This is a genomic window from Anaerovibrio sp. (assembly GCF_045637405.1).
Taxonomy (GTDB): domain Bacteria; phylum Bacillota; class Negativicutes; order Selenomonadales; family Selenomonadaceae; genus Anaerovibrio.
The window spans coordinates 24,468-37,428 of the sequence record NZ_JAZTZI010000165.1 but is presented as its reverse complement, the minus strand read 5'-3'; the positions used below and the strand labels follow the sequence as shown (position 1 = coordinate 37,428).

General features: G+C 45.5%; 7 protein-coding genes and 1 tRNA gene. All 8 read left to right on the top strand.

Annotation, left to right across the window (positions count from 1 at the left end):
- Positions 1-24: 24 nt before the first annotated feature.
- Positions 25-1,275: a L,D-transpeptidase gene (locus ACKI5G_RS11755; protein ID WP_407400572.1), complete on the top strand. Its 1,251-nt coding sequence runs from the start codon at positions 25-27 to the stop codon at positions 1,273-1,275.
- An 11-nt stretch (positions 1,276-1,286) separates the two neighbouring features.
- A complete protein-coding gene (gene preA / locus ACKI5G_RS11750) occupies positions 1,287-2,783 on the top strand; it encodes an NAD-dependent dihydropyrimidine dehydrogenase subunit PreA (RefSeq protein ID WP_407400570.1) in 1,497 nt (498 codons plus the stop codon).
- Between the two features lie 41 nt (positions 2,784-2,824).
- The gene (locus tag ACKI5G_RS11745; RefSeq protein WP_407400568.1) at positions 2,825-5,674 is read left to right on the top strand and encodes an AAA family ATPase; all 2,850 of its coding nucleotides are present in this window, start codon (positions 2,825-2,827) and stop codon (positions 5,672-5,674) included.
- An 80-nt stretch (positions 5,675-5,754) separates the two neighbouring features.
- Positions 5,755-6,027 carry a YhdT family protein gene (locus ACKI5G_RS11740; protein WP_407400566.1) on the top strand — a complete coding sequence of 91 codons (273 nt, stop codon included), beginning with the start codon at positions 5,755-5,757 and terminating at the stop codon, positions 6,025-6,027.
- A complete protein-coding gene (gene panF / locus ACKI5G_RS11735) occupies positions 6,024-7,508 on the top strand; it encodes a sodium/pantothenate symporter (RefSeq protein WP_407400564.1) in 1,485 nt (494 codons plus the stop codon). The genes ACKI5G_RS11740 and panF overlap by 4 nt, the downstream gene beginning before the upstream one ends.
- A gap of 45 nt (positions 7,509-7,553) precedes the next feature.
- Positions 7,554-8,954, top strand: coding sequence for an alanine/glycine:cation symporter family protein (locus tag ACKI5G_RS11730; RefSeq protein ID WP_407400562.1), 1,401 nt, complete (start codon positions 7,554-7,556; stop codon positions 8,952-8,954).
- Between the two features lie 83 nt (positions 8,955-9,037).
- Positions 9,038-9,114 (top strand) — tRNA-Pro (locus ACKI5G_RS11725).
- A gap of 316 nt (positions 9,115-9,430) precedes the next feature.
- Entirely contained in the window at positions 9,431-12,952 is a 3,522-nt protein-coding gene (gene nifJ / locus ACKI5G_RS11720) for a pyruvate:ferredoxin (flavodoxin) oxidoreductase (protein ID WP_407400560.1), read from the top strand.
- Positions 12,953-12,961: the final 9 nt, after the last annotated feature.

The following is a 12,961-nucleotide window of genomic DNA, read 5'->3' as shown; positions in this document are numbered from 1 at the left end:
TGATAAGATTAAAATGGAGGTGCTATGATGTTTACTTTTTTAGGACGCGTGTTAAGGATGACAATGACTGCAATGATATTGGCGGTTATGCTGGTGACATTGTCATCAGAAGAAGCATTGGCAAATGACAGTACCTTTTACACCTGTGAAGGGTATCGGCTTGAGGTACCCAACAAGTATAAGGACGCTTTGTTGACAACTACCATTTATGATAAATACGAAGGTGTTCTGTTCTCCGTATCAGAAAAGAAGTCTGTAGAGGAGAGCAGGGCAGCTGGTATGAACTATGACGGGATGGGCTGGTTATTCAGTATAGGCAAGGTTAATGAAAATCAATTAAATGAAATGCTTTGCTATGATATGTCCGGTGTGGAAATTTTTGCCAAGGATATATCTGGCATGTACTATGTGTACAGACATCCGACGGATGTGCGTTATCATCGGTCTACTATAGAGGAAATGAAAGAGGACCAGGCCAAGTGGACTGAATTGGTACAGTGGGGCTATAAAGATGTAAGGGATGAATTCGTTAAAAATAACCCTGGATTAGTGTCTGTAACATTTAATAATGATGAGGTTATGGATAGTTGGCGCAGTGCCATGACAGCATATAAAGGATACAGTGAAGGAAATTATGAGACATCCCCGGCTTGGGTACAGCGGCTTCCAGAGGCACAAGAGGCAAATCAGCTTTTTGTGGTGGCTGGTATAGGGCATACCACTGCCTGGGTTTCTATGCACGAAAGGGACTGGAATGGTAACTGGAAAGAGGTAATGACAACTCCCGGCATTATAGGAAAAAATGGCTTGGGTAAAAATAAGGAAGGGGATGGCATGACACCGGTGGGAACATTCGGCTTCAATGCAGCCTTTGGCATCGCCCCTGATCCTGGTTGTGCTATTCCGTATCGTCAGGCGGATGAAAATATATATTGGTCCGGAGATGTTCGTCCGGGCATGAAATATAATGAAATGGTGGATATCCGTAGCTTGCCGGGGTTGGATAAGGAGAACAGTGAACGCATTGTGGATTATAATCCTCAATATATTTACTGCCTGAATATCAGCTATAATGCTGAAGGACTGCCAGGTGCAGGATCGGCTATATTCCTCCATTCCTTTGGACCGCAAAAGCCATATACTGGTGGGTGTGTAGCTATTCCGTTGGACAAAATGGAATTTGTAATGAAGCATGTCCGTCCGGATTGTGTGGTAGTGATTAATGATTTGGAAAAGCTGGGGGTAGCCTCTAAAGCTCATTTAGTGTGTAAGTAGGAGTGAGTACGATGTTTTTGCAGCCCAATATAAAAAGACGGGACATGATAAATTGTGCCTTATGTGATAATGCACCCTGCGATGAAGCGTGTCCGTCCAAGATTAACCCAGGTGAAAAATTAAGAGAGATATGGTTGGGAGGTGAACACCATGCGGTGTCCTTTTTGCCGGAAGCGGACGCTTGTGCAGATTGTGATGCCCCATGTGAAAAGGCTTGTGTTCGCCCAGGCCTGATACCTGTAAAAGGGCTGATTACACGTCTTAGAAATGAAGTAAAGCCAGTGATAACAAAAGAGCAGCTGGCTGATGAAAGCATTTTGCAGACGGATATTTGTGGCATACCTTTGGAAAATCCATTTTTGCTTTCTTCCTCTGTTGTAGGCAGCAATTATGATATGTGTGCCAGAGCTTTTGAGGCAGGATGGGCTGGAGCTTCCTTCAAAACGATATGCAATTTTGAGATCCGTGAGGCATCTCCAAGGTATTCAGCCATAACCGGTGGCACAAGCAGCATTATAGGCTTTAAGAATATTGAGCAGCTTTCTGACCACAGTGTGGTAGAAAATATGAAGATTTTAAAGGACTTGAAACGGGATTATCCTAATAAATTCCTTATGGCCTCTATCATGGGGCGAGATGATGAAGAATGGGAGAGCTTGGCACGTCTTTGCGAGGCAAATGGGGCGGATGCCATAGAACTTAACTTTTCCTGTCCCAACATGATGGAGGGAGGTCTTGGTTCTGATATTGGACAAAATCCTGCCTTTGTGGAACGGTTTACCAGAGCAGCCTGCCGTGGAGTAACTGTTCCGGTTTTGGCAAAGCTGACCCCCAATGTGGCTTCTATGAGTGAAGCTGCGGAGGCGGCCAAAAGGGGTGGCGCTAAGGGACTTTCAGCGATCAATACCATTAAAAGTATTATGCGTATAAATTTGGATACTTATGTCTCCAGCCCGGCGGTAGGCAGAGATTCGGCGGTGGGAGGATATAGCGGCAAGGCCATAAAGCCTATAGCATTAAGATATATTACGGAGCTGGGAAAAAATCCACATCTCTCTGACCTTCATATCAGTGGCATGGGCGGTATTGAGACGTGGCAGGATGCGACGGAATTTATGCTGTTGGGGGCAGGCTCAGTACAGGTGACCACTGCCGTAATGCAGTATGGCTATAGGATAATTAAGGATTTAAAGGCGGGGCTTAATTATTATTTAAGGGTGATAGGCGATAGCAGTGTAAGGGATATAGTGGGGCTGGCCTTGGAGCATGTCAGCAATACCACGGATTCCCTGGAGCGGGATACAGTTGTTTATCCAAAGTTCCTGCGAAACAAGTGCATTGGATGTGGTCGTTGCCGTATATCCTGTGCTGATGGTGGACATCAGGCCATAATAATGAAGGAAAGAAAGCCTATTTTGGATCCTAAGCGGTGTATAGGATGCCACTTGTGCTTGCTGGTGTGCCCAGCGGGAGCAATAGTTTCCTCCGAAAAACGGATAAAGAAATAAAATCAACTGCTTTAGTATATTGTGCCCAAGGGGGGATTATTATGAAGCGGAACAAGAAAAAAGAGCTGGTGGAGCTTTCCAAGAATACAAAGACCCTTTATCAGACGTTATGTGCCAATATTAAGGGGCAGGATGCGGCCATACATTATTTCGTTCAGGGAATATTTAAGGGTCAGTTTATTCCTGAATCGTCGGGCCAGACACTTCATAATATTTTTCTGTTATCGGGGCCTCCTGGCATTGGTAAGTCCCGTTTAGCCCACATTACGGCAGATGTATTGAAGCGCAGTATTTTGGAAATTAATCTGGACATGAACGCGGCGGAAACCTTTGCCAAGGATTTGGTGAATACCGTAAGTGGCAGCAAAAAGGCTGGCAGGATCACCAAATTCGTGGAGGAAAATCCCAGTGGTATTTTGCTTCTGAAAAATATAGAAAAGGCCAGTCCAAAGGTGGTTTCTGCCATAAGTCAGATTATTGAAACAGGGCAGGTGGTGGATGCCTCCACAGGCAAGGCAATATCCTTTGGGGAAAGTATCATTATTTTTACGACCCATGTAGGGGCGGAGCTATATTTGAATGACAATCTTGGCTCCATGCTGCCTAAATCCGTGATTTTGGGTTCCTTTGCCAAGGAGCTTGAAGAATCTGATTTTCCTATTATTTTCTTTTATGAATATTTTAATAATGAAAATATCATTTTCTTCAAGGATATGGCGGTCAACCACTTGCTGGAGCTCATGGAGCAGAGCTTTTTTGATTTTGCCAATGAGATAAAAAATGAATATGGCTATGACATGAATCTTGACCCGGATATGCTGAATCTGTGTTTGTTTAATCAGTGTGATATGATAGACGCCAATTCTGTATTGCCTCTCAGCAGGGCTTTTCTTAAAAATGAGTTTTATGAGTTAAGCCGCCATTTGGCACCAGATGCTCTTACCAAAATTCAGAAGATAATTTTTACAGTGGAGCGCCCTGAGGTGGAGAGCCCCATGGCCAATTTGTTCAATTATAAGGAAAAGCCTCAGGTGCTGCTGGTGGCAGACAAGGAAAAATATAATTGCCTGCTGGAAAATGAATTTATAGATTACATTTTTGTCACCAGTATTGATGAAGCGGTGAAAACCCTGTCCAATACCATTCTTTCCTTTGTGGTGGTGGATCTTATGGAAGGAGTGGAGGACAGGGGATTTAATGTGCTTAGCTTGGACGATGAGGTGTCGGTAGGCCTTGGCGTTTTTGAAATTGTTCGTGAGAATCTTCCAACCTTGCCGGTTTATCTTATTAAGCACGACAACATTACCATGGCTGATTACTTTACCTTTATGCAGAAGGGAGCCAGGGGGACGGTGGATCTTTCCGTGGACCGTGAACACGCTCAGGCGGAGATGCTGCTGGTTGCACGGGATACCCTTATTCAGAAGAATTATGACGCCCTTCAACGGGAGGACTTAATCGTAAAATATAACACGGCTCAGCAGCTTTCTGATGATGGCAAGACAGCTGAAGTAATATTCTACGATTTTGATTTTGAAACCCTAAAGGGACCGGATCCGGTGGATGAATATCTTGAGGAGGAGAAGGAACCACGGTATTTTGATGATATAGTAGGGGGTACCAGTGCCAAAGAGGATTTGAAATATCTGAAGGAGTATCTGGTTAATCCTGAGGCTTTTGTGATGAAATATCACAGTGTGCCAGGAGGCGTTCTGCTCTTTGGCTCCGCTGATGCAGGTAAGGTTTCCCTGGCCAGGGCACTGGCTACTGAAGCAGAGGCCAGTCTTTTGATGATAACCCCATCAAGGTTGGCTGACCTTACTCCTGAAGGGGCCTGCCAGTTATTAAAGGACCTTTTTGAAAAGGCTATTCGCGAGGCTCCGGCAGTAATTCTGATAGAGAAGTTTGACTTATTGATAAAGGCCTGTGGACTTGGGGCTGTCAGAACATTTATTAATGGTATCAAGGACATTAAAAATTGCGGTTCCCCGGTACTGTTTGTGGGAACGATGAACTGGTCCCATTCAACTGTTTCTGATGAAAATTCTGAATTGGACCCTGAGCTGCTGCACCTTTTGGAGCACAAGATTTATGTCCGTTTGCCTGACCGGGATGAACGTATTGCCGGAATCAAAAAGGCCCTTACTAATAAAGGAATAACAACAATTCCTGATACCATCATTAATAATATTGCAGATCGTGTCTTTGGACATAGCATTGCGGATATTAATGATTTTATTTCCTTGGCTACCCGTATGGCCTTAAAGCAGCAAAAAGAGGTGGACAGTGATATTCTTTCCGATGCCCTTGACGAGCTGACATTTGGTCAAAAGCATGACTGGGAGGAGATTAACTATTTTGCCACTGCAGTTCACGAGGCAGGGCATGCTTATCTTTTGTGGCTTACAGGTGAACAGTCCTCGTTTGTAACTATTGTGGGCCGTGAGGAATATGGTGGCTACACCAAGCCGAAGGTGAATGAAAAAATCTCCAAGAACTACAACCGTCAGTGGTATGTGGACAAGATACGTGTAAGCTTGGCAGGACGTGCTGCTGAGGTGGTTTTCTTCGGGGAAAAGGAAGGGGTCAATGCTGGTATCAGCGGTGATTTGGAAAATGCTACTGTTCATGCCGTTTTGATGGTTAATAATCTTGGTATGGGCAAACAGCTTCGGGCCTATATACCGTTGGAAACCCTTTCTGTAAGTCCGGCGGCAGTAAAGGTTTATGAGGAGGCAAATGAAATTATACAGCAGGAATACGAAAACACCCTGCGGATTGTAAAAAAAGGCAAGAAGGCTATTAAGGCACTGGCAGACAAGCTGGTGGAGAAATACCAGCTTACTGGCCCTGAAATAGATGAAATTTTTGCCAAGTTCAAGAAGGCATAGTATAATTACAGATGTTGAGGACACTGGTTGGGCAAGTATTGTCTAATTTTAGGATCAGGTTCTACAGAAAGGTGTTTTGTATGTCAGAAAAAGAAAAATATCTCCAGATTCGCAGGGAAGCCATGTGGACCGGCATAACCCTATTGGTTTTGATCATCTTTTGGATGTTGGCCGGATTCGGTTTGGCTGATGTGGAAATTAAAGTCTTTGGACTGCCCCTTTGGGCTGTTGCCGGAACCTTCGGCGTGTGGATTTTCGCCATGGTTTTGGTAAAGCTTCTTACTACCTTTGTTTTCAAGGACATTGATCTGGAAACAGATGGTAATCCTTCCAGAAAGGGGGGACAGCCATGAATGGTGATCTGAGTCAGCTGTTACCTCTTTTGGGGTATATGGCCTTTATGATTGGTATCAGCTTCTACGTGCGTCATCAGCAGCAGTCAGGGTTGATGAATAATTTCGTCAAGACCTACTTTATTGGCAACCGGGACTTGGGAGGCTTTGTTCTCGCCATGACCACTGTTGCCACCTACAGCTCCGTAAGCTCCTTCGTTGGGGGGCCTGGTGTGGCCTGGAATGTGGGCTTTGGCTGGGTCTATATGGCTGTAGTTCAGGTAACTGCGGTATTTTTGGTGCTGGGTATATTCGGCAAGCGGGTGGCATTGCTGGCCAGCAAGTTTAACGCGGTAACGGTGGTTGATATTATTCGCCATCGATATAAGTCGGATTTATTGGCAGAGATTTCTGCATTTATTATAGTTTTGTTCTTTTGTGCTACTATGGTAGCCCAGTTTGTGGGCGGTGCCAAGCTGTTTGAAGCGGTGACCGGGTACAGCTATGTGACGGGATTGATTCTCTTTGGAGCCATGGTAGTCGTATATACCACCATTGGCGGTTTCAGGGCTGTGGCCATTACGGATACCTGTTGTGCTGTGATGATGATGATCGGCATTATGATGCTGGTATATTTTGTCCTTCAGGCCGGTGGTGGCTATGACAGCATTGTGGCTCATCTGGAAACAAACCGTCCAGACATGCTGGAGCCACTTTCCGGGGGCAAGATGCCTTATGGCTTGTATCTTACCCAGTGGATTTTGGTTGGTATCTGTACCATTGCTTTGCCTCAGTCAGTGGTAAGGGGATTGGCCTTCAAGAACAATAAGAGTTTGGTTAGAGCCATGCTTATTGGTACTTTCGTGGTAGGATTTATGAATATTGGTGTAAATCTTACTGGTATTCTGGGGCAGGGAGTGATGACGGGGGCTCCTGCTGATTATGGCGGGACAGACAGCATTATTCCACGTATCGTGGTAACGGCAATGCCGGCAACCTTGGCAAGCATTGCGATAATTGGTCCCCTTTCTGCCAGTATTTCCACCATCAGCAGTTTGCTGTTGGTAGGCTCGTCAGCTATTATTAAGGATATTTATCTCCATCGTCAGGAGAGAAAGGGGAAAAAACCGACAGATGGCAAGCTGCGGCTCTTGTCCATGTTGACCACTGCAGTTATTGGTGCCATAGTATTTTTTATAGCCATGACGCCACCAAGCCTCATTTGGCTTATTAATATGTTTGCCTTTGGAGGTCTGGAAACGGCTTTCTTCTGGACGCTTTTGCTGGGGCTTTATTGGCCAAGGGCAAATAAGACCGGAGCAATGCTTTCTATGGTTGGGGGGACAGTGCTTTATTGTTTTGCCCAGGGCATGGGATATAAGATTATGGGGCTTCACCAGATAACCATCGGTATTACTGTTTCTTTGATTTTGTTCCTGATAGGCTCTTACATGGGTAAACCTGAGGATAAAGAAACTTTGGGGGATTTTTTCCCTGAATAAGGGAGTTTTAATTTATTTTTAAAAGGAAAAGGGGTAGATAAGAAAATGTTGGATGCGCTAATTGGGGAAATCTCTAACTTCATGTATGGCAAGCTGTTGATTGTCATGATTCTGGGCGTAGGCTTTTATTACACTCTGCGGACCAGATTTGTCCAGATTCGCCTTTTTGGTGAGACGTTGAAGGTTATCATGGAGAAGAAAGAGGGACAGAAGGTATCATCCTTCCAGGCGTTGATGGTTTCCACTGCTTCCAGAGTTGGTACTGGTAACATCATTGGTGTTTCCACAGCACTGTGCCTTGGCGGTTTTGGTTCCATGTTTTGGATGTGGCTGGCTGCATTTTTGGGCGGCGGTGCTGCATTCGTGGAGAGCACTTTGGCTCAGGTGTACAAAAAACGCGGTGAACATGCCAGCTACGGTGGACCGGCCTACTATATTGAGAGTGCCCTTCATAACAGATTTGTGGCAATTATCTTTGCTTTGGCACTGATTTGTACTTATGGTATTGGTTTTAATATGCTGTGTGCATATAACCTCCAGTCCACATTCTCTGGATTCACATTTTACAATCCAGCCAGCACACCATGGGTCATTGGTGGCGTTTTGGCAGTTCTTGTAGGATGGTGTATCTTTGGCGGTGGCCGCAGAATTATTAAGGCTACCTCCGCGTTGGTTCCGCTTATGGGACTTATATATGTTCTGGTTGCCGTAATCGTGGTAATCATGAATATCAGGCTTTTGCCAAGTGTTTTTGATATCATCTTCACTCAGGCCTTTGATTTTGAGGCAATTTTTGGTGGTTTTACCGGTTCCTGCGTTATGTTCGGTATCAAGCGTGGTTTGTTCTCAAATGAGGCAGGTGTAGGTTCTGCACCAAATGCCGCAGCTGCAGCAGATGTTTCTCATCCGGTAAAGCAGGGCCTTGTTCAGATGTTCTCAGTATTTATTGATACTATGATTCTCTGTACTGCTACTGCCTTCCTTTGCATGAGCTCCGGTGTTGCTCCTACCAAGGAATTGGCTGGTGCTCCATTCGTTCAGGCATCCCTCGATGCAACCCTTGGCTCCGGGGCTGGAGTGTTCTTGACTGTTTCCATGCTGCTCTTTGCGTTTACTACCTTGTTGGGTAATCTTTATTATGTAGATAACTGTCTGGCTTATGTAAACGGCAAGGTGCCAGGCAAGCTGTTTATGACCATTTATCGTGTATTTGCTGCCCTGGTTATTTTTGTAGGTGCCGGCCTCAGCATGGACCTTCTGTGGAATTTGGCAGATGTTCTTATGGGCTGCATGGCTATTATCAACTTGCCGGTAATCGTTATCCTGGGCCGTCAGGCAATGGCCTGTCTTAGAGATTACGAAAGCCAGAGAGCTGCAGGCAAGGATCCGGTATTCTATGCCAATGATATTGGAATTACTGATAGCCTTGATTACTGGCAGAAGTAATGGAATAAAAAGTAATAAATTTTGTTGACAAGCAATGGAGATTGTAGTATTATTATCAATGTTGACGCGACAAGGGTCAACAACGGGGCATGGCTCAGTTTGGTAGAGCACCTGGCTTGGGACCAGGGGGTCGCAGGTTCGAATCCTGCTGCTCCGACCATTGCATTTAAAGCTGGATTTTCGAATCCGGCTTTTTCTTTTTCTTATTTTTACGGAATTAAATTTATGTATAAAAGCATAAATGAGATATATTTGTCTGACGATTATTGGCGAGAAACTGAAATTATGTTCAAAATAATTTTGGTTTCTTTTCATTTGTGCGAAAATAAAAAGAAAAAAGCGTTTTATTTTACAAAAGAATAGGTTAGATGTATAATGAATTTGTAAAACATTTATAAGGAAATTGTTATAGATGTTATTGTTACTTGATTGGTATTCGGGTAAATTTCGTGTTATGAGAGGAGAGTTAATCAAGTATGGGCAAGAAAATGAAGACTATGGATGGTAATACAGCTGCGGCTTATGTGTCTTACGCATTTACAGATGTGGCTGCTATCTATCCTATCACCCCATCTTCACCAATGGCAGAGCACGTTGATGAGATGGCTGCAAAGGGGCAGAAAAACCTTTTTGGTCAGAAGGTACGCATTGTTGAGTTGCAATCCGAGGCTGGTGCTGCAGGTGCAGTTCATGGTTCCTTGCAGGCCGGTGCCTTGACCACCACATACACTGCTTCTCAGGGTATGCTGCTGATGATTCCAAATATGTATAAGATTTCCGGCGAGATGCTCCCAGGTGTATTCCATGTATCTGCTCGTGCACTGGCTACTTCTTCACTGAATATTTTCGGTGATCATCAGGATGTTATGGCCGCGCGTCAGACTGGTGTGGCTATGTTGGCAGAATCCTCTGTACAGGAAGTAATGGATTTGGCTGCTGTAGCACATTTGGTTGCTATCAAGGGCAGGATTCCTTTCCTGAACTTCTTTGATGGTTTCCGCACTTCCCACGAGATTCAGAAGATTGAGTTGGTTGATTATGATGATCTGGCCAAGATTCTTGACTGGGATGCAGTAAATGCTTTCCGTCGCAACGCTTTGAATCCTGACCATCCTGTAATTCGTGGTACTGCTCAGAATGATGATATTTATTTCCAGGGCCGTGAGGCAGTAAATAAAGCCTATGACGCTTTGCCAGAGCTTGTGGAAGAGGCTATGGGCCAGATGGCCAAGATTACCGGCCGTGAGCATCATATTTTTGATTACTATGGTGCCAAGGATGCTGAGCGCGTAGTAATCGCTATTGGTTCTATTAACCAGACACTTCAGGAGTGTGTTGATTTCCTCAATGCCAAGGGTGAGAAGGTTGGTGCGGTTGCAGTTCATCTCTTCCGTCCATTCTCCGTAGATCATTTCCTGAAGGCTATTCCATCTACTGTAGAAAAGATTGCGGTTCTTGATCGTACCAAGGAGCCTGGTGCTCTTGGTGAGCCACTGTATCAGGATGTTCGTACTGCATTCTATGCAAGCCATCGTCATCCACTGATCGTTGGCGGTCGTTATGGCTTAGGTGGTAAGGATGTAACTCCTACCCAGGTTTTGGGCGTGTTTGAAGAGCTTAAGAAGGATGCCCCTAAGAACGGCTTCACCATCGGTATCGTTGATGACCTTTCCAATACCTCTCTTGCTCCATACCCAGAGCATGTTAACCTCACCCCTGAAGGAACCACTGCTTGTAAGTTCTGGGGTCTCGGTTCCGATGGTACTGTAGGTGCCAATAAGTCCGCTATTAAGATTATCGGTGATAAGACTGATTTGTATGCTCAGGCATACTTTGCTTATGACTCCAAGAAGTCCGGTGGTATTACCATGTCCCACCTGCGTTTTGGTAAGTCTCCAATTGCTTCTCCATATCTTATCGATAATGCAAACTTTATTTCTTGCTCCCAGCAGTCTTATGTAAATAAGTATGACCTTTTGGCAGGCTTACAGCCAGGCGGTACCTTCCTGCTGAATACTCTGTGGTCTGATGAGGAGCTGTCTGAGAAGCTGCCTGCTTCCATGAAGCGCTATATTGCCAAGAACAACATTAAGTTCTACACTGTAAACGCTGTTAAGATCGCTCAGGATCTGGGCCTTGGCGGACGTTTCAATATGGTAATGCAGTCTGCATTCTTCAAGCTGGCTGATATTATTCCGCTTCAGAAGGCTGTTGGCTATCTGAAGGACGCTATCGTAACTTCTTACGGCAAGAAGGGCCAGAATATTGTAGATATGAACAATGGTGCTGTTGATGCCGGTATTGACGCACTGCATCTCGTAAATGTTCCTGCTGACTGGGCTGATGCAAAGGATGCCAAGGAAGAATGCAAAGCCGATGTTCCAGCTTACGTTAAGGAAATTCTGGAGCCAGTTAACCGTCAGGAGGGTAACAAGATTACTGTTAAGCAGATGGCTGCCCATGCAGATGGTACCTTCCCATCCGGCACTGCTGCTTACGAGAAGCGCGGTATTGCAATTAATGTTCCTGAATGGGATGTTACTAAGTGTATTGAGTGTAATCAGTGCGCATTTGTTTGCCCACATGCTGCAATTCGTCCGGTTCTCACCAATGATGAGGAAAAGGATGCTGCACCAGAGGGCTTTACCTCCAAGCCAGCTCTTGGTACCAAGGGCCTGAATTTCACCATGGCAATCTCCACCTTGGATTGCTCCGGTTGCGGCAACTGCGCTATTGTTTGCCCTGCCAAGGAGAAGGCTCTTGTTATGAAGCCTATCGCTACTCAGCTTGACAAGCAGGCTGTATTCGATTATGGCGTGAAGGTTAGCCCTAAGACTAACCCTATGAAGAAGACTACTGTTAAGGGTTCCCAGTTTGAGACTCCTTGTCTTGAATTCTCCGGTGCTTGCGCAGGCTGCGGTGAGACTCCTTATGCTAAACTCATCACCCAGCTCTTCGGTGGCCGCATGATGGTAGCTAATGCTACAGGCTGTTCCTCCATTTGGGGTGCATCTGCTCCTGCAATGCCATACACCAAGAATGCTTGGGGCCATGGTCCGGCTTGGGCTAACTCCCTCTTCGAGGACAACGCAGAGTATGGTCTTGGAATGTTCCTGGGCGTTAAGGCTGTTCGTGAGGCCTTGGCAGCTGATGTTACTGCAGCCCTGGAATCCGGAAAGATTTCCGATGCTCTTAAGAATGCAATGGTTGACTGGAAGGACAACATGAATTGTGGCGAGGGTACCCGTGAGCGTTCACTGAATCTGATTGGTGCTCTTGAAGCTGAGAAGGGTGACGATCCACTTCTCAACAAGATTTATGATAACCGCGACTTCATGGTTAAGCGGTCCCAGTGGATCTTCGGCGGCGACGGCTGGGCTTATGATATTGGCTACGGCGGTCTGGATCATGTATTGGCTTCCGGCGAGGATGTAAATGTATTCGTATTCGATACTGAGGTATATTCCAACACCGGTGGTCAGGCTTCCAAGGCTACTCCTACTGCTGCCATTGCACAGTTTGCTGCAACTGGTAAAAAGACCAAGAAAAAGGATCTGGGCATGATGGCTATGTCCTATGGCTATGTATATGTAGCACAGGTTAACATGGGTGCAGACAAGAATCAGGTTCTGAAGGCTATTACAGAGGCTGAGGCTTATCCAGGACCATCTCTTATCATCGGTTATGCTCCTTGTATCAACCATGGTATCAAGATTGGTATGGGTAAATCCCAGATGGAAGCAGCCCGTGCTGTTGAATGCGGTTACTGGGCTAATTACCGTTACAACCCAGAGCTGGTTGGCACTGACAAGAACCCATTCAGCCTTGATTCCAAGGAGCCAGACTTCGGCAAGTTCCAGGATTACCTCATGGGCGAGGTTCGCTACAACAGCTTGAAGCGTGCATTCCCAGAGGCTGCTGAGGCTCTCTTCGAGAAGACTCAGAAGGATGCTGAAACCAGACTCGCTAATTACAAGAGACTGGCTGGCAAAGAGTAATAACCAATT